Below are 22,004 nucleotides of genomic sequence, written 5' to 3' on the forward strand. Positions count from 1 at the left end.
TTGCAACTGGATTTACACCAAGTAAAGTATTAACTCAGTCTCAACACTACTGCACTCTATACTAACTTATTACTATCACCCGCAAGAACAGGTCGAATCAGTTAACAAGCTTGCAGAGAAGTAGATATTGAAGTGGGAGTCATAAAGTTTATCGATATTTTACGTGGCCATCTTGATGCCTTTAATCAGGCTTATAGTATTCAAATTATCATCTCGATGCGCCAACTGTTAATTTTATGCTCAATTAATGCACTTATTGTCAAAGAGCCAGCTACTGAGTCGTGTCTGCGCAGTCCCATACAGCCGTCTTTTTACTCACATAAAGGCATCTCAGTTGACCGCAGTGTTAGCACAATGCCATCCGAAACTGGTCACTAAACAGCAAGGAAATTACTACCCGTCGACTACTTTATGGTGACATTTATCTGATCTAATGTGTTTCGAATTTTTTATAAGATTTCGTCCTTGAAGATACAACTCACGGTTGAGTAACTAATTTATATTTAATTGTCGAGAATAGGTTGGGATATCATAGTTATACTCTAAATGACTATCATCGACACTATTATTAGGCTGAGCATTCAAAAACTCATGGATATTCAATATCTCAGATTCGGTAAAGCGTTCCTTTAATTCTAGTGATGGTGTCATCGTACTTTGAATAGGCACTTTTCTTTCTGTTGTTGGAATCCCAGTAGCAATGACCATCAACTCTATTTCACAGTCTAAATCAGGTACAATGGTTAACCCAATAATGACCATCGCACTTGGGTCTAGTTGGTGATGTAAGGTTTCACCAATTTTATTATATTGGCTCAATTCTATATTCTCGTTCGCCATTATGCTGACTATGGCTCCTTTAGCTTGAGTAAGATCAACATCTTCCAATAAAGGATTCTTTAGAGCATTACAGATGGTTTGTTGTAAATCTTCATTTGGCATTTGCTTAGCGACGCCCATTACCGCGCGACCTTGGTGACTGATAACAGAAATAAAATCATTTAAATCAATATTGACCAAACCTGATTGACTGATTGTGGTTGTTACACCTTTAAGTACGTCTTGTAAAATGCGGTTACTCTCAAAAAAAGCATTAACGAGCGTGATTTTTTTGTCTAACATTTGACCCAGTTTATCATTAGGCAATACGATCACTGCATCAGCTTGTTGCATTAGCTCTTCAAGACCAGTGTTCGCGAGTTGCATCCTTTTGTTCCCTTCGAAACCAAATGGTGTAGTCACAACGGCGACCAAAGGTTTGTTCAGTTCTCTAGCTACAGACGCCATATAAGGGATCGCGCCTGTACCCGTGCCACCGCCCATACCACCTGTAATAAATATGATATCTGAGAGTTTGATTAGTTCTCGAATTTCTGGTTCCGATTCCTGAGCAGCATCGTATCCTTTTTGAGGGATGGCACCCGCACCTAATCCTTTTGTTGTTTCGATCCCAATTTGTAATCTAGTACTGCATTGCGAAATTGCCAATGATTGATAATCAGTGTTAACCGCGATAAGTTGCACATTGTCATTAAAAGCAACCTGGCTAAGTTGATTAATGGTATTACAACCACAACCGCCAACACCAAAAACAGAAATACGTGGGCTGTTATTAGTTTGATTCAGTAGTTCGAACATAGGGTAATCTCCTTGGAATTATCCAAAGTAGATTAACCTATGACTACGACAGACTCCGTCGCAGAGCGTTGGTATTTTTTATTTACCTTATTGATCAATCGAATGAAATGGTTCCTCAGCTTTAAAGGGCCGATGACTTCCACACTATCAGTCATTTCCCACAAAACTTCTCTTAATCGTGAAGTATCCATAACACTGGCTTTAACACTGTAGCGACCATCTTGTAATTGTTCGATAGTTTGATTGTCACTCAATTTAACATTTCGCAAAATAAAGTTTGCTGATGGTGAAAAAAGCAATTCTATGTCAATCATCGTTGAGGTACTTTCAACACCTGTTTTGTTGATATTGAAATCAGTTCGAACAATTGCAGGCGTATCGAGTAGTTGTATGTTACGTAACAAATCAATTGGTTTGGCATAACGTTTTAAATGAAACTGACCAATGGTAAATACTAATAAAACGACACCATTGGAGACTTTAATCCCTTCAGGATTAATTAATTGATACTTTATCCAATATGGCTTTCCTTTGATCACTCGCTTGATTTCACAAGAAATCTGGCATTTATTAAGTAAAGCATCTTGAAGAACGCCTAATGCTTTAGGATCTTGTTCTATCGAAATGAAAGGAAACGGCTCTGGTAGCTGGGCTACACGGCAAGCCCAATACAACCAAGGATTATCTGGATCGCTCCCTAATACTTGGTCTGCTCTTTCAAAGTATGGAGTAAGTTGCTTTATACTTTGAGCAGGCAATAACTGTTTTGCACTGTGTTTAAGGGTATGAAAAGCCAGTGCCATGTGATGATCCATTAGGGTTAAATTAAGCCCTCGCCAACAAGCTGCAATAGACCAGCCGTAAGGTTTATTCCTATCATCAAGTACCAATCCGAATAAGCCCATATCAGACATGGATTTTAACTCCCGTTGAACTGTTCTAAGTCCTACATCATAGTCAAGATAATTGAGCTTATCTGTAATGTCATTAGCAGTTATTCGTTTGGGATATCGGGGTATAAACTCGAGCATGGTGAGTTGTCGCTGAATGTTTTGCTGCATAAAAAGTTCTCCTTTCTCATTATGCACAGCATAAACTCAACATGCGACAAAATCTGTCGCATGAAGATTTTAATGCTAAAATAACGTCTCACATAAATTTTTTGATCAGAGATGATTAGACCTTAGTTTGATAGATACTCAGGCCAGTTCACATCGGATAATGCTCATCCTCATAAACTTCAACAAAAGATACCAGCTTTTCAAGTTCATCACCTTGCGGAGAATTAAGCTCTGCATCAAATTGGATTTCAATTCTCTTTAAAGCTTTTGTAGTTGCTTTCCGATTGTTCTTGTTCTGCAAGGCTATCTTCAGGTTTGATGTGTTTACAAACGTCACTTTGCACAAAGGGATTAAGACCACATTCATCTAGACGCCTTCCTATGTAAGATATGTATAACGACACCCGACTAACATAAAGAAAAAAACTGACATCCATTATTAAATCCCATTAAGCTATCACTATAAAAGTGTCTATGGGATGCTCGAACCGCTGTCATTTATACTCAAATTTAATTGTATTCAGCCTCAGGGATCTAAAGGCCTGTAAAGCCTACAAGTACAATCATCGTACTTCTTATTATAGATTTACCCACAAGCTAATGACTCCCATGATACCTAAGGTGTAGTGATATAATGAGTTTTCATAAGATGATGCTTTACTGTTACAGCTCTGCATTGAAACTCAGTATGAGCAGCAGATGTAAGAAACTGAATAAACTTTGATGTCTTTGTACTCTTTTATACTTGTTGTTAACCAACGCAATTTCAAGAAATCCGTTTCCATCATGGTTGCCTAGGAAGCGCCCTTCACTCTCACTCGCAACGACAAGATTCGCATCACTAAACCCATAATCGGTGATTGTTTTTTTCCATCGAATTTCTATTAGTTGTGCTTGGTCTATATCTAGATTTGCTCGATGAAATTTGAATTTTAAATGCCGGTTTTTTAGGCCAAGTAGCTGACAAAACCTGATAAACATTCTTGAAACGTCTGACTCAGGGCACCTCAACGCATAATCCTTTCCAGGAACTGCGTATGATAATATCTCCATGCTCAATCTAATATTGGCTAATGTTAAGGGCTCAACGTCTAGGCTCTTATCGAACTTATTGCATAAATAAATAAACACTTTGCTTGATTTAGCTAACTTGTTATCAGGCTCTGTAATACTGGTTATATTGCTAAATCGTGGAAATGTAGGAATTAATGGTAATTTTTTGCCTATTCGTGGGTAATGCAGATGCACTTGTTCAGCATTATTTAGTAGTTGCTGTAATTGCTCAATCGGCACATTAAAATATTGAGATGATTCAATAACTGAACTGACTTTCAACGCATTGAGAGCTTTAGCCCAGGTCAAGCTACTAATTTCTATATTGGGTTTGATGTTTATGACAAACGTCGATAATGTCGCTATCGATAATGATGACGTTAAAGGTGCAGGGTTAATTGCCAACTTTGATTCGGTATCACTAGTGTAATAGTTAAGCCTTTCTGCCAGACTTAACCCTGGCTCTTGTTCAAGTAATGATGCACGGCCAACACATTCTGACATAAAGTACTTGGTTAATGTAAAACGAGGTTTTAACTCTAGGTAATACAAGATATCTTTGAGATGAAGATAACTATTTAACGTTGATTGAACATCCTTATGCCCCATTAGATGGGCTAATATAAACATCATTTTACGAGTATTACTATTGTATCTTAACCTGGTTTGCAGTTGCTGAAGATAGTCATTATTGAATATCTCATGGTCGAACATCGTTAGTTGAGATCTTCCCTGATTGATAATATTTTGATTTAAGCGGCACCATGTCCAATTAGCAAAGCTATGGCGAAGATGATGAACACGTAAACTGTAATCTTGGGTGCAATGACGGATTAAATCAGTTACTAACTCATAAGCTTGGTTTACTAATTTAGTGTTATCAAACAACAGTGCTTTTTTACTTGCTCCTGAGTTTTGATGAATTTGATACCGTACTCGTAATTTATGAATACAAGATTTCGGCCAAAGTGCATCTAATGGTAATTCACGACGAGCCGAGGTCGTTTTCAAAGTACGATGTTGATTTGGTCTTACTGAAAGGTGCACATAATCGAATTGATCGTTGCTTGGAGCGTGTGTAGCAAATGAAAAATCAGCCCATGTTAATTTTGCCGTTTCATTTCTACGTAATCCGCTAAAAAAGCAAAAGCAAAGTAAAAAATAAGCATATTGATAGATGGCTCCATCTTCAACATGCTCTGTTAAATAATTTAACACATCATCGATATGAGTGGCTGATATTAAATTAGCATCGACTTCACTGGAACTGCCAATAACATCGATATCCGATAGACATAAGTCATGAACAAGGTTTGCCTCAATTAAAAAATGAGCGAAGTAATAGACATATTTTTTACGTTGAGCTGAAGTAAATATTTCAGCAGCTTCATTTAACTTATTAGCCCAATCCTCTCCTGATAACAGCCCTATATCACAGGTACTAAATAGCGTTAGAAACGGTTTACTAAGGCTTTTAACGTAATCGACAGTGGTAGATACTTTTATACGACGCTTATAGGTTCCCCCATTTTTTAACAGTGATAATAACCATGAGCATAATAACCAAAGATAAGGGTTGTCTTTTACTTCTGATGATTTTAGTTCATTACTCATTGCTGCTAAACAATTTGCTCGCGTTTCTTTATTTTCATCGAGCTTGAGTAATCTCATCAAGATTTCATCTAACTGCTTTAAGGTAAAATCTATGGCGATAAAGCCATTATTATCAGTGATTATTTTATGCCATGGCTTAAATGCAATACTACTTTTTCCGCTCGTTTCTATAAGATGCGGTTCTGAATAAAGACACGCTTTGTTGGTTAATATGCGCATGAAAGCATGTTCTGGTAAAGCCTGACTGACACTGGGGAGAAAATACATCTGATACTGCACTGGCCCATAACGCAAAATGTTGTCTATTTTTCGTAAAGTGCGTGATTTCAGGATTGATAAGTCAGACCAATCAAATTCAGAGGTCGTATTTAAATATTTGATGATACATGCTGATATTTTTAGTGGTTTACCTTCATTTAGGTTAGACCATTGTTGAAGTGCCATGACAGCGACATCACTCAATATGAATCGAGTTGAAGCTGTTTTATTCTTTTGGGATTGCCAGTAACAAATGCCTCCTACATAAAAAATCTCTTGTGGGGATTCAAGTATTGAAAGTAGGTCTTCGGTTTTACTCACATTGACAGTGATATAAACTAATATTGCAGTACGTCCTAATTTTGCATCTAGTGAGAGTGATCTATTTGGCGAGAATAATTCTTTCTCTAATAAGGTGTATAGCATCTCTACAATGAGTAATTTTACGAGTTCCACCGGCGATAATATTGGTTTATCGCGCTTTAATGTCACAATAGACGGTATGTTAGGAGAGTCGATCCCATGATGTTTTTTTGCATAATTGAGTAGAGATTGTAATATCAATAACTGTTCTTGTTTATTGAGTACAGCAGGCTTCAATTGAGCAATTAAAGCTCTTAACTCCTCTGGTAACACTTTTGTTTCTGACTGTATGAAACGTTTTTTTAAGTGCCCAAGTAAGTTCTTATAGGATAAAAAAAAAGCTTCTTTATCCTTATTTTGTATTTCTTCATCAATCGTATGGTTGTTTTGCTTTAAGAAAGCATCGAATACCTCTAAATAAAAGGGATGTTTATTTCCTTTGCTTATGAGCTCGTTTATGAAATCACGGACTTTAGTGGTAGCCATCCAGCCTCCTTAAATAACTCATCAAGCACCGGAACGATATCGTTAATGGCTTCTATGTGACTCAACGCTGAGTAATGCCCTAATGGTACTTCTCCTGCTTGCCAATGACCCATTTGGAAGTTGATTAGTTCTGGTGCAATATTTTTCCCAAGCAAGTTAGATTTTAGCCAATGTCTCCCCGCATTAGATGGAAGTACGATTTCTTTTTGACAAAAATTAACGAGTTCTGAAGGAGATAGATTCTTCGCAACCACAGTGTTCCCTTGTTTGTGAAAAAAGAAGAACGGCCCTTGCTCTTTACGTGAGTTCCTGATGACTTTGTACCATTGTGAGGCCTGCGAGTGATTAAAATTCAACACGTGTTGGTCAACATCAACTATGCTATCAATCGTGCTGCAAATCTTAGGCATCAATACACGTAACAATGAACGTAAACAACTCAAATGACGTTTAAACTCTTTTAGTTGTGTTGTTAACACATTTGGGACTGCGACGATACGAGAGTGACTAAAATCTGAATCATCTTTGTCACTTATTCCCATTAAATTTAGTGATGGCATAAAAAGAGCAAATGTCGGTAACGGATTCCAAGCAGCTCTATAACCTGTTCCAAATAACAGCATCCAAGCTGTATAGGCCGTAAACGCATTATGATATTCAATAATATCAACTAGGCGGTGATGAAGGCTGGGTTTAGATGCCTCAACTCGTTGAGTTAAAGAGTCGATTAATGTGGAGACTGCCGTTTTTTTTGGCGTAAATGATGAGCCTATAAATTGTTCAGTTTGGTAGAAGTTGCGTAGGTCAAATAATGAGATTGACAATGCTTGACCAGAGTATCTAACGATATCTTGTTCTACACTTTGCCATAATTTATGTAGCTGTCGGCTTCTCTGATGATCACTCACATTTGCATAACTTCTAGCAACACGAGTTGTATACATATTGACGGCATAGCTATAGTCAATAAAAATTGGGTCGATAATATCTGTTGAATTAAGATAATAACTCATAAAATTGACCAAGCGCCGAACGCTTAAACGTCCAGATCCATGCCGATCTGATAGTTTTTTCAGCTTTTTCACTACCATATTATTGATAGTTTGAGAGTCCTTTTCATTAATTATCGGGCCAATAGATCGACTACCCATATTTACTACAATCATTTTCAGTAAGAAGTCCGGGCATGATGTAAAAACCTTTTCTTTGGCCTCCCTTAAACCAACAATATCAATCTTAGCCTTTGCCGTATGACTAACATAGAAGAACCACCACCCTTGCCCGCCCTTATCGATGTATAAACCTTGTTGTTTTTTAGTTAGGTCGGTAAAAACAACTAAGCTCTGTATTTCTTCTATCGATTTACTCAATAACACCATCAACCAAATCACAATCGTAGTTTCAATATTTGATGATTGATTACCTGACTTTATTAGCTTGCCTATGAGGAGGTTTAGCTCTTTTGGCATTAATAATTGCGTATTTTGTAATCCCATATTGTGAGAGCGGCGAACACTCGCCGTTACATCTACGGCAGTTCTAGCTTGGATATGTTTATTAAATGGGATTGCTGTATCTAATAGCTCTGTTTTATCTCGCTTAGTGCTGTAGTCACGGTTATTAACAACAAACGTCTGTAAAGGATATTGGTCATCTTCATCTAAACCATCACTATTAGGTATTAGTGGTGCATCGGGTATCAAAGCAAATATATCATCGGGTGCCCCCAAAATAGGTATAGCCAAAGGATCGATATATCGTTTTGGCGACCGCTCCAATTTAGGGTGTTTTCGAGCAATATGTTTAGATGGCTTCCAATCATTGGAAAAAAAATGTGACAATATTCTAAGATAGCTTCGATGAGGTAAATATTGCCTTTTCCATTTAGTTACTAGATATTGTTCTAGTTGAGTAGCAATAGACATTGGCGTATCAAATGCTGTGTTCGGTATGGTCTCGCGAACAAAATTAAACTCTGTGGCATTATTTTGCATAAAAAGCCTAAAATTAGCACAGGCGTCCTCTTCTCTTGTCGAGGACTCTCTTGCAAGGTCTTCATCTCTGAGGGTATCTAACACTGAATAGTAGTGCTTTATAAATGCGGCAAATAACTCACAAGATTTAGTTGTAAGTTTGTAGTTATAAGATTTAAGCAACACAACATAGAATGGGTACTCACTGCACCATCCTTTTTGGTAACTATTCCGATGATATTCTTTGTTGATAGACTTATCGTCAACTTCAAAGCCATAGTTATGCAATGCATCAAATATGTATTTGGGGAAATGCAAATCTTTCATGATTGAGTCAGCAGAATGGGATGAAATACTTCTGACGCTGGCTATCATATGAATCAGTTGTCTAAACCCTCCCAGGGTTTCGGGTGCAAAAATTCGCTCTGTTAGTTCCTCTAGATCTTCTAGTACTTCATCGTTTTCAATGCCCAGCATTTGATGATCACAATAATGACATATGTGGTCGTAAAGATGTTGTTTGAGTGTCGTCACTTTAACCTCACAGTCTTTGTGCTGATGTGTAACCACTCGCACAGCTGTGTTTTGGTTTTTATCGTTGGAAACAGAGATTTCCATTCAGGAGAATTAAATACTGATGGTTGCTCAACTGAAACAAACCATGTTGAGAGCGATTGAGAAACGGTATCACCAGTTACGTTAACAAACTGCTTTAGTAGAGGTCTGACAATATCATTTAACATCAATAATCGAAGTACGTCTTTATTAGGACGTCTGGGTAACACAATGGCAGGCACTAAACCTTTATCATCTTCTGTATGAAGTTTACAGAGCTTCTGATACGTCAATAACCCGGAAATCAAACGATAGTATCCAGCCTGCGTTTTACTTACTAATATGGGAGCCTGATATGAATCGAGTAAAATTGAAGCCGGTGATTCGATGCTATCGTCTGAGCTTGGCTTTAATGTGCCAATAAGATTATATGACTCACAAAAATCTTTGAGTGTCCGATCAAGTTGGACGTGATGAAGCCCAACCATTTCGAGCTTCACATCGACTAACAACTTATCCAGCCCTTTCTTAAAATGCTCTGCATGAATGTTCATTAATAGGCCTCACCAACAAATAGTGGTCATTTTCGACATTTGTATCTTGTGCCCAAATCGTGCCAAAATCAAGTTGTAAAAGTCTATATATTTGTTAAAATAAGCGAGTAAGCAGTCAATGTAAATGACATTAAGCCTTATTATATGGCGGTTATGGCGGGAATGTTGAAGTGGGAATGGTTCAAAAATATTGCGCGTTAACGTCTTGACATGGTAGGGGTCGGTGGTTCGAGTCCACTCGGGTGTACCACTCTTTTCAAAGAGTCTAAACATTGGAATTGTAATAAAAGTAAACAATACACCCGTAGCTCAGCTGGTTAGAGCACTACCTTGACATGGTAGGGGTCGGTGGTTCGAGTCCACTCGGGTGTACCAATTCTCTTATACAAGAGAATACGGCCAGCGAAAGCTGGTTTTTTTGTGTCTAAAATTAATAGTTAATATTCACAAGCTAATAAACCCATAGCTCAGCTGGTTAGAGCACTACCCTCTCTTAGTTAACGGCGGCGGTAGGGGTCGGTATTCATGTGGTAAAGCGAAGTCCACTCGGGTGTACCATTTCTTGCAGTAACTCCTCGTTTTAAAAACCTTTTTTTATTACCAAACTCTCTACGTAAAAATTTATCTGCGCCAAATCGCATTAACCTCGTGCCAAGCAGTTATTTTTCGTGTCTAGAAGTCTTACAAATTAATTCATTTCAAATTTAGCCTATAAGATAGTTAAAACTCAAAAAAATAGGCAAAAAACACCAAAATGACGTTTTGTGTCCATTTCGTGCCAAACATGTTGGCACAAGTGATTTTTGAACCTGAAATGAATGACAACTACAACTTCCATTACTGGCACGATGAATAATTTACAGTCACACAAGCCAGTTGACGTACTTTCAATCAACACCTGATGTACACCAAGTAGATAAATGTACTTTTTCAAAATGGCTTGTTCTTTTCAACCACAGCTCTGATCCGCCAACTCAGGGCAAGCGACTTAACTCTACTATTTGGTTAATTTGAACACCTGCGGTTTTCTATTTAGATTGTGAAATTTAGTGCCGTAGCAAATGGTAACCGTATTAGTCACCATTCTTTTACCGCAATTATTCGCAGCAAGTCCGCAGGCAAAGGCAAAACAGAAGGGAACGCTTAGAGAATAGTGATCAAATATTTTTGCGACCCAAGGTACATTTACCCCTCCAATTACCAGTAACAGCCCAGTAACCAATGACACAGCCATACTGTCACGCCATAGGAGTAATGCTTTGTGGGCATCTTTTATTAGTGGGTCATTTTGTAATGGTTGATAGATATGTTGATACCATACTTGATTTTGCTGCTCTGCAGATGCATCTGAGATTAGGGAATATTAATATTCGAACGTAAAACCAAATTGAGTCAGTTTTTCATAAACATGCACATCAAATCGATACAATGACGCTGCTCTGTGGGCAACATTACGTTGCTTCTCATTACAGTCAATTAATAAATTCATCTTTAATATTTTTCGGCGAAAATTGGGTTTGTCTAATGTCACACCGAGAATAGATTCATATAAATCTTGTAGTTGTAATAAGGTAAATTTTTCAGGTAACAAACTAAAACCGATCGGTTCATGTCTGACTTTGTATTTTAAGTGATTAAGGCAACTGGCCAAAATATTATCATGGTCAAACATCAGTTTAGGGACTTGTCTTACATCAAACCATTCACATTCTATGGCATTTGGACCATGCGATAAATTGGTTTCGTCAAAGCGGACCAACGAATAAAACGCAATGGTAATAATTCGTCTGGCTGGGTAACGGTCAACATCACCGAAGGCACCTAGTTGGTCTAAATATAAGTTTTCGACCCCGGCTGTGTTTTTTACAACTCGCGATGCTGCAGTCTCGAGGTTTTCGTCACTGCGAACCCAGTGACCGACTAAGCCCCATTTATTGGTTGCTAGGCCTTTATTGTATTTAATCAATAAGACTTTAAGTTTGCTGTCATGAAGGGTAAAAATAAGATTATCAACGGTTAAGTTACTAATACAATCAGCAGGGATGGTTTCTTCATCAATAACTTCGTTTATAAAATTCACAGGTAAGATCCAATTTAATATAGCGAGCTTGGTTGTACATACACACTCTGGAGATTGCCGTTGAACAACTGTGTAGTAGTAAAAAAGTCATATTCAACAGACGTTGATAATCACTTTACTCACCAAAAACATAATTGTAAATGCATGAAACAAAATCAATTTCTACTGCACATCACCAATGCACAATATTACAACAATACTTATCATCGTTGTGGCTTAGATGCGTTTTATCAACGATCACCACAAATTAACCTGCTTAAATTATTGATTGTATTTGTATTTTCCGTAAACAAACACTTCATCATCCGTAGAATAGGTCATTGCTAGACAATTGATTTACTCGACTCTCTTTGAATAATTTCAAATTCGAGAATATGACGCAACTGACTGTTTTTTAGTCCTGAAAAGTCTTTGTTTTTATTTGAGGTAAATAAGCTGACAGCTAACGTTGCCATTTCATCAATAGGCTGTCTTACCGTGGTAATGTTTGGCCACACGACCGTTGCGAGGGTTGTATCATCAAAGCCAACAACCGATAAATCATTTGGCACATTAATCCCCTGGCTTTGTGCAATAGACATCACCGCAGCAGCCATATCATCGTTAGCTGCAAAAATAGCACTGGGTTTATCGTGACGAAAAAGTTATATCTTTTAATTTCAAATAACACTAATCGATTTCTAGATTTGAACAAATTCACATAATCAATGACACATACGATGATGTGTGGATGATTTGTTAATGTTAGCCTCATCTCTCATGATGAAAAGACGGTGTCATGCTGATGCTAGCGCTTTAGAAGTACCTGAAATAAGGACAATTGGAGGCTTATTCAGTTTTCGCAAACCAGGCTGGCCAGTACTGAATTGGGGATATGTTTTGCATTAAGACTTTTAGTCTCGGTTAGTGGCTCCGATGATGTGGTGATAGTCGACAGTGTTGCTTGATTGGCTAAGTTATTTAGCGAAAATTAATTGCCGAGGGCGCTAAACGTTGCAAAGTTAACTAAGGGTCGCTAGCAAAATGAGTTAACTATTTTGATATTTTTGCATGCTTAAAAGTGTTTATGTTGATATCGCTAAACAACTCACTATTTACCGATTTATTTCCTTACTGGATAAGCCAATCCGACTAGACATCAGATTGGCAATTAGCGCTAGAACGGAGCGTCGATGTCAACAATGGCGATAAGTTTGTGGTTAACAAACTCCTTGATGCCGAGACCGACTAGCTCGCGGCCGTAACCTGAACGTTTAACACCACCGAATGGTAAATCCGCCTTAGCCATTGTCGGGTGATTGACGAAGACCATACCTGTGGATATTCGTTTCGCCACTTCTGCACCATGGATTGGGTTGGCAGTAAATACCGAACCGCCCAGACCGAACGGTGAATCATTGGCTATATGGACCGCGTCATCTTCATCTTTGGCGCGAAACATCATAGAAACAGGGCCGAAGAATTCCCAATAACGTGCGGGATTGTCTTCTGCAATGTCAGTCAAAATGGTCGGCTGAACAAAATTGCCTGAATCAGGGACAATTGGCCCAACCTCAGTTGCGGTAGCACCGTAAGAAACCGCCTGGCGAATCTTATCCTTGATTTCATCGGCTGCCGCCTTGGATGACAGAGGCGCTAGCGTTGTGCTTGGCTCGAACGGATCACCCGCTTTGATATTCGCAGTACCACCAATATATCCTTCAAGGAACCGATCATACACCTCATCCACAATGATCATTCGTTTTGATGACACACAGACCTGACCACCATTCCAATGTCGTCCTAGAACCGCCCAGTTAATTGTTTTCTGCATATCTGCATCGGCTAGAACAACTAATGCATCAGCACCGCCAAGTTCAAGAGTCGATTTCTTTAATGCCTTGCCTGCCTGGGCAGCAACGACTGCACCGGCCCTTTCCGACCCTGTTAATGCTACGCCCTGAACGCGCGGATCGTTAATGATCGTTTCTATCTGCGACCTTGTAGCGTATAGATTTTTGAACACACCTTGAGGTAAACCAGCATCGAGCATTAATTTTTCGAATGCAGCCGCGGCCTGCGGAACGTTAGACGCATGCTTGAGCAACAGTGTATTACCAGCAGATATTTGTGGTGCAGCGATACGAACCACCTGATAGAAAGGAAAGTTCCATGGTTCAATCGCCAATAATACACCCAGCGGCTCACACAAAATTTCCGCATCAGCGTCGGCAACCGGTAGCTTTTGTGGAGCCAGCAATTTCTGTGCATTATTTGCATAGTAGTCGAAGATATCTGCTGACAACGCTATTTCTGCTTTGGCTTCGGATATAAGTTTACCCATCTCAATGGTGAGCAGATTGGCATAATAATCAACGTCACGGCGTAATAATTCGGCGGCGGCGTGCATTATGCGCGCACGCTCAGTAAACCCAGTATTTTTCCAAAGTAAAAAAGCATCATGCGCATTTTCAATTGCTTGCTTTACCTCTGAGTCGCTTGCATCTGGGAACGTTACCAGAAGATCACCAGTGTAAGGATTGCGTGTTTCATATGTCATAATATTTACCTTTTTTGGGTAATGTACCAACAGGAGACGGGTATTTAACAACCGGCCCCCGGTGTTTTTTTGCAAAAGCTATCGCCCGAGGGCGAAGTCAGAACCATCAAGATGGTAAAATATTGACCTGTTACTTTTGACCAACATGGATTGTACGTTTGCCGAAGTTTTCGCCATTAAGAAGGCCTATAAATGCATGAGGAGCATTTTCGAGCCCTGTGATAATCTCTTCTCGGTATTTAATCTTGCCGCTTTTAACCCAACCAGTCATCTCGGCGGCGAAGTCGGGATACAGATGGCCAAAGTCATCAAAAATAATAAAACCTTGCAGCTTAATTTTCTTACGCAGGATCTGACCCATCAGCCAGTTCATTCTATCTGGCCCTTCTGGCAATTCGGTTGCGTTATATTGTGACACCAGCCCACAAAGTGGGATCCGAGCGTTCGGATTTAATAGCGGGATGACGGCATCAAGGACCTTACCACCGACACTTTCAAAATAGACATCGATGCCGTTTGAGTTCACCTTGGCAAGTTGGTCTGCAAAGTCAGCAACCTTATGGTCGATGCACGCGTCAAAGCCTAACTCATCTACTGCATAGGCACATTTTTCCGCGCCGCCTGCAATTCCAACCACACGACAGCCCAGCAGCTTGCCGATTTGGCCAACAGTGGCCCCGACCGGGCCGGTCGCAGCTGCCACAACAATGGTCTCGCCAGCTTTAGGGGCACCAATATGCTTCAGGCCAGCCCAAGCAGTAAAGCCAGGCATGCCTAAAATACCAAGCGCCCATGAAAGATGGGTCGAAGACTTACCGAGGTTAGTGAGCCCGGTGCCATCGGAAACAGCATAGTCTTGCCAACCATTAAAACTAAGCACAAAGTCGCCTGGAGCAAAGCCATCGATATTGGAATCAACAACTTGAGACACAGTACCGCCTATCATCACCGCGCCTATTTCGACAGGGTCTGCATAAGATGGTGCATCGCTCATCCGCCCGCGCATATAGGGGTCGAGCGAAAGGAATTCAGTCCGCAGTAGCATTTGTTTGTCGTTAGCAACAGGGATAGCGGTCTCAATCAAAGTTAACGTGTCTAGCGTAGGTTCGCCTTTAGGACGTTCTGCAAGAACCCATTGTCGATTAGTTGTGTTTGTTTGTGTCATATTCAATCTCCTTTAAAGTGACGCTTCAAGAATGCGACGGACATCAGTTGGGGTGATGTCTTTGTGTTCGCCAAGAGCTGTCATGCCATGTTCCTCCAAAGCGCGAACAATAAGTTCAATTTCTGCTGCGGCAATACCGTAGTCGCTCAATCGAGTCTTGATCCCTAATTGCTCGAAAAACGCACGCGTGGCGTCTATTGCAGCGTCAATTCGCACAGCATCTGTGCCTTCGGTGATGCCCCAGACATTACTAGCATATTGGAGTAATTTTTCGTGCTTGTGGCCACGCTGATCATTCAATAGTGACGGTAACACGACAGCAAGAGTACGGGCGTGGTCTGTATCATTGAGCGCAGTAATCTCATGTCCGATCATGTGAGAAGCCCAATCTTGTGGCACTCCGGCACCGATTAAGCCATTCAAAGCCAGTGTGGCTGTCCACATCAGACTTGCACGAATGTCATAATCTTCTGGTGTCTTTAGCGCTTTAGGGCCAAGCTCAATAATGGTGCGTAGCAGAGACTCGGCAAAACCATCCTGCACGTGTGCGCCACTGGGGTAAGTTAGATACTGTTCGATAATATGGACAAAGGCATCTGCAGCGCCATTGGCAATCTGACGCGCAGGCAGCGTATAGGTAAGTTCAGGATCGAGGACCGAAAAAATTGGATAGCAATGCGGACTTCTAAAAGGAAGCTTGGCTATCTTCTCAGGGTTGGTTATCACCCCACCATTGTTCATTTCAGATCCTGTAGCAGGCAATGTAAGCACCGTTCCGAACGGCATCGCCGCGGTCACTTTTGCCGTGCCGGCAGTAAGGATCTCCCAGGGGTCACCAGCATAAAGCGCCGCCATCGCGATAAATTTAGTCGCATCAATGACAGATCCGCCACCCACGGCAAGCAAAAAGGTGATGTTGTTATCAGCGATTACTTTGACGGCATTAAGGGTCGTTGCATAACGAGGATTTGGTTCTATGCCACCAAACTCGACCAATGTGCGACCAGAAAGTGCTGTTCTCACTTGCCCTAATACACCGGTTCGTTCCGCGCTACCACCGCCATAGATAATCAATACTTTTGCATCTACTGGAATATGATCGTTAAGGTCTTCGATGCGGCCTTTACCAAAGAGGATTTTTGTCGGATTGTGAAAGTCAAAGTTGTTCATATTCTATGTTTCCTTCTGTTTCAATGTGAAGGCGTACGTTTATGCTGACATACGTCGATTTTTCTGTGTCTAGTATTCGAATATAGGCAGACCTGATGAACACATATACTGCGACAACTTGTAACTGCGGCGATAAAAAAGAGACTTAACAGCATCGCCAATATCGCTATTTTGCCGTTCATGGCAATTGCCTAGATGGAATAAAATGCGTTGATCATATTCACTTGCTTGATATCTACATTGTTATTCTTTACTAAATGGTCAACTATAATTAAATGAGTAAACTACCTAAAGTAACCTCTTGAGTATGTCAATACGATATTTAAATATAAAACTCGTTATTATCTCTGATTTAAGACATTTAGATATAATATTAAAATATATTTTCAGCATGACGCTAACCATATTAAAACCAGATGATTGAAATCACTGTTAGTGCGGTGCTTTAAATAAACTAAATTATATTTTACTATTTAGTTACACTAACATACCAATGTTAGCCTTTCCAATTAGGCCAATAAATCTTAATAATTGTAAACAGTTCAGACTAAAAGGATGTAATTGAGTACATCCTTTTAACAATACTAACGATTGGAATTAAGTTTTGTTTAAGTATAAAAATGATGATAGGGACTAAAAATAATTGGCGTATGTTATTAGCCATATAAGATTAACTTAATAACAATTCTGAAATTTATAAATAGTTAGATAAATAGATAAGCATCTACGTTTTTAAATAAATCCTAACGCGCGTGACAATCAACAGTTTCAATACTGCTTATTTCATCATCCATACAGAAATGTGGGCAACCCAACACGCGGCCATGTTTCTCGATAGCTTCAACTAGTGTTTGTTGTATGTCGTCAAAGTAGGCTTTAAGTCGCTCTAAAGGTGGCCTGGTTAGCGAAAAAGGTGTTCATTTTCGGCTTTTTTATCTCCGATCCGTCGAGGATGGCCTCAGTAGCATGTTCTGATTTAGATTTGAAAAAATAGTAGCAACTGCCCTTCTTCACGCTGGCTCGCTCACATATAGCATCAATAGTGAGAGTGCCATAGCTGCTCTGCCACATTAAATCTAATATTGCTTGTAGCAAACATTCTTTGCCATCACTTTTAGCCCATTTCCAGTACCTATCAATACGTTGACATTATTGACGTTAACATTATTGACGTTGACATTATTGAAATTGACTATTATCTATTCGTCTCGATACGCTAATTGGGGCTAACTAACTTAACTTAATCATCAGAAACCAAAAACAATATTGTAGCCCCTATTATCCCGGCTAATAATGAACCGAAAAGGATACCCAGCTTAGCTTGTTCGATTAAAGCGGGCTGCCCCTCAAATGCTAAGGCTGATATAAACAATGACATTGTAAAGCCTACACCCGCTAAAAATCCGATACCTATGATATGAGGAAATGTCACCCCATTAGGTAACCTTACCGCACCCACTTTTAACCCTAACCAAGCAAAAAGGCTAATACCAATGCCTTTTCCCAACACCAATGCGAGTATTATTGCTAGTGTAACCACAGTATCTTTAAATTCAGGAATCATTGTGGGTAACATTACACCTGCGTTCAAAAAAGCAAACAAAGGTAAAATAATAAGGCTAACGGGTTTGTCTAGCGTATAGCCCCAACGTAATATCGGCGCTGTACTTTGCTTGGCAATATCTTCGGCCTTTACAGCAAGTGCGTGTTGTTTTTCATTCTCAAGGATAGGAGTGTCTACACTGTCTACGTCCTTAAATTCTTGAATGACATTTTGCATTTTACGACGAAACCAAACTTTATTGGTATAAGGACGCGTCGGTACCATCATTGCAGCTAAAAGACCGGCCGTGGTTGCATGTACGCCTGATTGAAGAATAAACCACCAAAGAAAAAAACCGCCCATTAAATAGAAAATAGGTTTTCTTATGCCCAGAATGTTGATAAAAAATAACACTAATAACGTCAGAGCAGCCCACAATAATGACAGAACTTCGATTTGTTCAGTATAAAATAATCCAATAACAGCAACGGCTCCCATGTCATCTACAATGGCTAAACCCGTAAGAATAATGTAGGCAGCCCGAGGTGCTTTAGCGCCTAACAGTGTTAAAATACCTATAGCAAATGCCGTGTCTGTGGCCATAGGAACACCCCAACCTTGATACGCATTGGACGAGTCACTAATCCAAATAATGCTTGAATATATCAGTGCTGGGAGCACCATGCCCCCTAATGCCATAACAATAACTAATGCAGCATCTTTTAAATCGCTAAGAGCGCCGACCAAACATTCATATTTTATTTCTAACCCTAAAATGAAAAAAAACAACACCATCAAGCCATCATTGATCCAATAATGTAAGGAATGACTTATTGACCAATCGCCAAGAGAAATAGTTAATTTAAGTGTACTGAGTGCTTCATAACTGTGTTGCCATCCTAAGTTAACCATAAGAATTGCGGCTATTGCCGAAACCAGTAACACGATTCCAGCTACGATCTGGCTATCGATGAATGACTCCACAGGTAATGAAAACTTAAGAAAACCACGCTCTAACGGAGCATGATCACGATTTTCTTCCTTTATTTCGTAACCCATAACTTGTCTCCATCACGTTATTGCATGATTTTTTAACCGAAGAATGTATCCAGAACCCTTTAAAATCAATACATTAAACATCGAGTAAATACGATACCATCTTTGCTAACAAAACGGCTTTATATCCTGTCAATCGCGCTGAAATTTAATGCAAACCTAGCATCACGTTTACCAAACCAGCGGAGCTAAGCGATTAACATTGCTGATAAACTGTCAAGACACGCCTGAGAATATGACTGTAATCGGTTTAATCAACTGACTATGTATTCTGGTCTGTTTCGGTATATTTACCATCACTATGATTGCAACATACACGGTTATATTGTTAGTGTGGTAACCCGCTATGACATAAATATCGAACAATTAACGGAGCGAAACTAATGGGATCTAACAATACTGATCAACATAAACACAGTATCGCGACTTTTGCAGCCTTGAAAACCGCCATTGCAAATGATGAAGAGCAGTTAGTAAAGGAATTATTGGCAGATGAACCGATGCAAGAGCTTGAGAAAAGCTACCTCCTTGACCTAGCCCATCTAAACAATAATCGTACTATCATAAAATTACTTGAAGATATTCCTGAAAAATAGCTAAACAAAGAAATATAGTGTGTTGATGTCCTCTCTATTTAGCTAGCCATTTTCCCTTAAGAGAATCGCCGCTTATAGCGGCGAATAAATACTTATCTAAGCGATACATAAAAACCATTGTTCACAAATGACTATATACTTTCCTCTTCTCTTTTTTCTATAGTAGCGCTTAATTTTTGATATACACCAAGTGCGACAATTAAGATAGCTGATACCATAATAAGTAAAGCTGGATAGAGCAAAAGGCTAAGGTCTTTCGTTCCTGCTTTAAATATAAAAACCAGTCCTTCAATGCTGACTGCTATAGTAATAATGACAATAATTTTTGTAATTGTTCGTCTTGCCTCTTTGGGATCTCGCAACTCTTTGTCCTTAAAAACCTCTTCTTCCATCATATACTGTGCTACATCAATAATGGCTGCTGCAATAATGATAGCAGCGACAGATTGAAGCATTAATGGAATAAATCCAGAGTCATACTGTATGCCAGAAATGACCTCATAAATGGACCACAGCATAATTATCAAAGATAAGATGATAAGCACTACAGCTGCGAACAAATGAACTCCAGCGAAAATCTTATTAAACAGTTTTTTCATATTTTTTCCCTCTAAGAATTTATCAACCAACGTGGCCCATTCAGCTATTAATGTGTACACACATTTGAAGCGATGGTGTTCATCCAATATTGATACTTGCTTGTATCATTTAATGCATAAACTCATTAATGATTGGCCGCCATAATGTAGGGATACTATTAACTCGAGTTTCTATTATGTAGCATGCTTATTTGAATCTTGACGTCGCAGACTTAAATGCCGAACCAAGCGAATCCCAGGCGCTGTCAATACCGACTTTTATGTCTTCCCAAGCATCGTCACCGGCCTTTTTAAGCTCAGTAAGCTTTTTATTGGCAGTGTCCTTCATAGACTGAAGTTGCTCTATTTGTTTGTAGTATTCAAGCTGCTCATCAGCTGCGGCCGCATCAGCTTTTGCTTTAAGTTTGTCGATATCAGCGCTCCACTCGTCGAGCTGCGCTTGCAATTTCTTTTCGTATGCTTGTTTCTTACTCATAATGATTGTCCTTTTAAATACATTGGATACGCTATACATTTTAAGTGTTTCTAGTTTATTTGAATCACTGGGCCTCAGCATATTTGATTATTTACCGGCATAAATTTACCAGCTTAAATTTACGTTACCACGCAAGGCGGCATATTGCTCACTTCTGCCTTATTATTGCTTGTTCATGTAATATCGTTATGAAGATATGTTAATGGATCTATTTGCAACCTTTGCTCGTAAAAAAGCCTGCGATTAAAAAATTTAAGCTGTTATATGAGATACATGAGATACATGATGGTTATTTATCAAGGCAATTGACCACTGCGCAGTATCGAAATACAGTAGCGAGCAACAAACTAACATGAATAAATCATACTAGAGGTATATTGGTTTGATTTATTTAGCATTAATATCAATGAATTATAACCATAAAGCAAATGAGTCATTTACAAGCAAAACACACTCAGATGAAATAATTTATGGCCTAGATATCATATAATGCAAATTGACGAACAATATCCCAGATGTAGCGTTAATTGGTGAAGCAGCCAATTTTGATTGATAAGGTTGCACTAGTTAGTGTTAAGGACTTTTAATGCATTTTACCAAAGAGCGCTTAGACGCGCTTGAAAAACACACCCGTAGCCATTTAATCAATTCACTGTCAGGATTTAAAAGCGCTAATTTAATAGGTACACAAGATTTACAGGGCAACACTAATTTGTCGATAGTCAGTTCGGTTATTCACCTAGGAGCCAATCCGCCGCTGGTTGGTATGATAATCCGCCCTCACAGTGTGCCGCGTCATACCTTTGAAAATATTTTACAAACCGGCTTGTATACCATTAATCAAGTCAATCAATCTATTTATGAGCAAGCTCATCAAACATCAGCTCGATATGATAAAGATGAATCAGAGTTTGTAGCGACGGGATTAACGCCTGAATATCTATCAGACTTTAGCGCGCCTTTTGTAAAAGAAAGCCGCCTAAAATATTCAGTTAAGCTAGTAGAGCAGCAACATTTAGCTATCAATGGTACCGAGTTTGTTATTGGTGAAATAGTTGACGTGTATGTAGACGATGATGCGGTTCAAACTGATGGGTTTATAGATTTACACACTATTGATACGGTAGCGATTAGCGGGCTCGATTGTTACTACACAGGCAATAAACTGGCTCGTTTGCCTTATGCTAAAAAATAGCGGTGACATAATTTTATCGTGCTTAAGCTAA

At 39.3% G+C, this 22,004-nt stretch carries 16 protein-coding genes, 1 tRNA gene and 1 pseudogene; 3 read left to right on the forward strand and 15 right to left on the reverse strand.

The annotated features are described in order from the left end of the window. Positions 1–492: 492 nt before the first annotated feature. The 6 genes from ftsZ to AAEY98_RS06530 all read right to left on the reverse strand — a co-directional run bounded on the left by ftsZ (position 493) and on the right by AAEY98_RS06530 (position 9,555). Entirely contained in the window at positions 493–1,638 is a 1,146-nt protein-coding gene (gene ftsZ / locus AAEY98_RS06505) for a cell division protein FtsZ (protein ID WP_351015724.1), read from the reverse strand. 32 nt (positions 1,639–1,670) lie between these two features. Further along, positions 1,671–2,699 carry a helix-turn-helix transcriptional regulator gene (locus AAEY98_RS06510; RefSeq protein WP_351015727.1) on the reverse strand — a complete coding sequence of 343 codons (1,029 nt, stop codon included), beginning with the start codon at positions 2,697–2,699 and terminating at the stop codon, positions 1,671–1,673. Between the two features lie 148 nt (positions 2,700–2,847). After that, entirely contained in the window at positions 2,848–3,066 is a 219-nt protein-coding gene (locus AAEY98_RS06515; RefSeq protein ID WP_351015730.1) for a hypothetical protein, read from the reverse strand. Between the two features lie 296 nt (positions 3,067–3,362). Further along, positions 3,363–6,473: a site-specific integrase gene (locus tag AAEY98_RS06520; RefSeq protein WP_351015733.1), complete on the reverse strand. Its 3,111-nt coding sequence runs from the start codon at positions 6,471–6,473 to the stop codon at positions 3,363–3,365. After that, positions 6,443–8,923 carry a hypothetical protein gene (locus tag AAEY98_RS06525; protein ID WP_351015736.1) on the reverse strand — a complete coding sequence of 827 codons (2,481 nt, stop codon included), beginning with the start codon at positions 8,921–8,923 and terminating at the stop codon, positions 6,443–6,445. Before AAEY98_RS06525 ends, AAEY98_RS06520 begins: the two co-directional genes overlap by 31 nt. Before the next feature lie 53 nt (positions 8,924–8,976). After that, a complete protein-coding gene (locus AAEY98_RS06530; RefSeq protein ID WP_182750726.1) occupies positions 8,977–9,555 on the reverse strand; it encodes a hypothetical protein in 579 nt (192 codons plus the stop codon). 298 nt (positions 9,556–9,853) lie between these two features. On the opposite strand from AAEY98_RS06530, the gene AAEY98_RS06535 reads away from it, so the two are divergent. Next, positions 9,854–9,930: transfer RNA gene (locus AAEY98_RS06535), tRNA-Val, on the forward strand. Positions 9,931–10,918: 988 nt separating this feature from the next. On the opposite strand, the gene AAEY98_RS06540 is transcribed toward AAEY98_RS06535, so the two are convergent. The 7 genes and pseudogenes from AAEY98_RS06540 to nhaA form a co-directional block, all read right to left on the reverse strand. Further along, a complete protein-coding gene (locus tag AAEY98_RS06540; protein WP_310734201.1) occupies positions 10,919–11,635 on the reverse strand; it encodes an NUDIX hydrolase in 717 nt (238 codons plus the stop codon). Positions 11,636–11,958: 323 nt separating this feature from the next. Further along, positions 11,959–12,258 (reverse strand): annotated as a pseudogene (locus AAEY98_RS06545) (substrate-binding domain-containing protein); the annotation flags it as partial. 533 nt (positions 12,259–12,791) lie between these two features. Beyond that, on the reverse strand, positions 12,792–14,174 hold the full coding sequence (locus AAEY98_RS06550) for an NAD-dependent succinate-semialdehyde dehydrogenase (RefSeq protein ID WP_351015740.1): 1,383 nt from the start codon (positions 14,172–14,174) through the stop codon (positions 12,792–12,794). 130 nt (positions 14,175–14,304) lie between these two features. Beyond that, positions 14,305–15,339 carry an NADPH-dependent curcumin/dihydrocurcumin reductase gene (gene curA / locus AAEY98_RS06555; RefSeq protein WP_101088262.1) on the reverse strand — a complete coding sequence of 345 codons (1,035 nt, stop codon included), beginning with the start codon at positions 15,337–15,339 and terminating at the stop codon, positions 14,305–14,307. 12 nt (positions 15,340–15,351) lie between these two features. Then, the gene (locus AAEY98_RS06560) at positions 15,352–16,509 is read right to left on the reverse strand and encodes an iron-containing alcohol dehydrogenase (protein WP_351015743.1); all 1,158 of its coding nucleotides are present in this window, start codon (positions 16,507–16,509) and stop codon (positions 15,352–15,354) included. 876 nt (positions 16,510–17,385) lie between these two features. Continuing rightward, the gene (locus AAEY98_RS06565; protein WP_351015746.1) at positions 17,386–17,604 is read right to left on the reverse strand and encodes a TetR/AcrR family transcriptional regulator; all 219 of its coding nucleotides are present in this window, start codon (positions 17,602–17,604) and stop codon (positions 17,386–17,388) included. 145 nt (positions 17,605–17,749) lie between these two features. Further along, positions 17,750–19,111, reverse strand: coding sequence for a Na+/H+ antiporter NhaA (gene nhaA, locus AAEY98_RS06570; protein ID WP_350978428.1), 1,362 nt, complete (start codon positions 19,109–19,111; stop codon positions 17,750–17,752). A gap of 380 nt (positions 19,112–19,491) precedes the next feature. On the opposite strand from nhaA, the gene AAEY98_RS06575 reads away from it, so the two are divergent. Then, positions 19,492–19,704 (forward strand): hypothetical protein, encoded by a 213-nt coding sequence (locus AAEY98_RS06575; protein WP_011637494.1) that lies wholly within the window; start codon positions 19,492–19,494, stop codon positions 19,702–19,704. Between the two features lie 131 nt (positions 19,705–19,835). On the opposite strand, the gene AAEY98_RS06580 is transcribed toward AAEY98_RS06575, so the two are convergent. After that, entirely contained in the window at positions 19,836–20,303 is a 468-nt protein-coding gene (locus tag AAEY98_RS06580; protein ID WP_162023135.1) for a hypothetical protein, read from the reverse strand. Between the two features lie 187 nt (positions 20,304–20,490). Further along, a complete protein-coding gene (locus tag AAEY98_RS06585) occupies positions 20,491–20,778 on the reverse strand; it encodes a sll1863 family stress response protein (protein ID WP_162023137.1) in 288 nt (95 codons plus the stop codon). A gap of 586 nt (positions 20,779–21,364) precedes the next feature. On the opposite strand from AAEY98_RS06585, the gene AAEY98_RS06590 reads away from it, so the two are divergent. Beyond that, positions 21,365–21,973 (forward strand): flavin reductase family protein, encoded by a 609-nt coding sequence (locus AAEY98_RS06590; protein ID WP_351015751.1) that lies wholly within the window; start codon positions 21,365–21,367, stop codon positions 21,971–21,973. The last annotated feature ends 31 nt before the right edge of the window (positions 21,974–22,004 follow it).

Origin of the sequence: Shewanella sp. AC91-MNA-CIBAN-0169, from assembly GCF_040310165.1 — a bacterium.
GTDB lineage: Bacteria > Pseudomonadota > Gammaproteobacteria > Enterobacterales > Shewanellaceae > Shewanella.

Excerpts from the sequence above, each read along its gene's own strand:
- ftsZ (WP_351015724.1), bottom strand. The coding sequence starts at position 1,638 with ATGTTCGAACTACTGAATCAAACTAATAACAGCCCACGTATTTCTGTT.
- AAEY98_RS06510 (WP_351015727.1), bottom strand. The coding sequence starts at position 2,699 with ATGCAGCAAAACATTCAGCGACAACTCACCATGCTCGAGTTTATACCC.
- AAEY98_RS06515 (WP_351015730.1), bottom strand. The coding sequence starts at position 3,066 with ATGAATGTGGTCTTAATCCCTTTGTGCAAAGTGACGTTTGTAAACACA.
- AAEY98_RS06520 (WP_351015733.1), bottom strand. The coding sequence starts at position 6,473 with ATGGCTACCACTAAAGTCCGTGATTTCATAAACGAGCTCATAAGCAAA.
- AAEY98_RS06525 (WP_351015736.1), bottom strand. The coding sequence starts at position 8,923 with ATGCTGGGCATTGAAAACGATGAAGTACTAGAAGATCTAGAGGAACTA.
- AAEY98_RS06530 (WP_182750726.1), bottom strand. The coding sequence starts at position 9,555 with ATGAACATTCATGCAGAGCATTTTAAGAAAGGGCTGGATAAGTTGTTA.
- AAEY98_RS06550 (WP_351015740.1), bottom strand. The coding sequence starts at position 14,174 with ATGACATATGAAACACGCAATCCTTACACTGGTGATCTTCTGGTAACG.
- curA (WP_101088262.1), bottom strand. The coding sequence starts at position 15,339 with ATGACACAAACAAACACAACTAATCGACAATGGGTTCTTGCAGAACGT.
- AAEY98_RS06560 (WP_351015743.1), bottom strand. The coding sequence starts at position 16,509 with ATGAACAACTTTGACTTTCACAATCCGACAAAAATCCTCTTTGGTAAA.
- nhaA (WP_350978428.1), bottom strand. The coding sequence starts at position 19,111 with ATGGGTTACGAAATAAAGGAAGAAAATCGTGATCATGCTCCGTTAGAG.
- AAEY98_RS06575 (WP_011637494.1), top strand. The coding sequence starts at position 19,492 with ATGGGATCTAACAATACTGATCAACATAAACACAGTATCGCGACTTTT.
- AAEY98_RS06580 (WP_162023135.1), bottom strand. The coding sequence starts at position 20,303 with ATGAAAAAACTGTTTAATAAGATTTTCGCTGGAGTTCATTTGTTCGCA.
- AAEY98_RS06585 (WP_162023137.1), bottom strand. The coding sequence starts at position 20,778 with ATGAGTAAGAAACAAGCATACGAAAAGAAATTGCAAGCGCAGCTCGAC.
- AAEY98_RS06590 (WP_351015751.1), top strand. The coding sequence starts at position 21,365 with ATGCATTTTACCAAAGAGCGCTTAGACGCGCTTGAAAAACACACCCGT.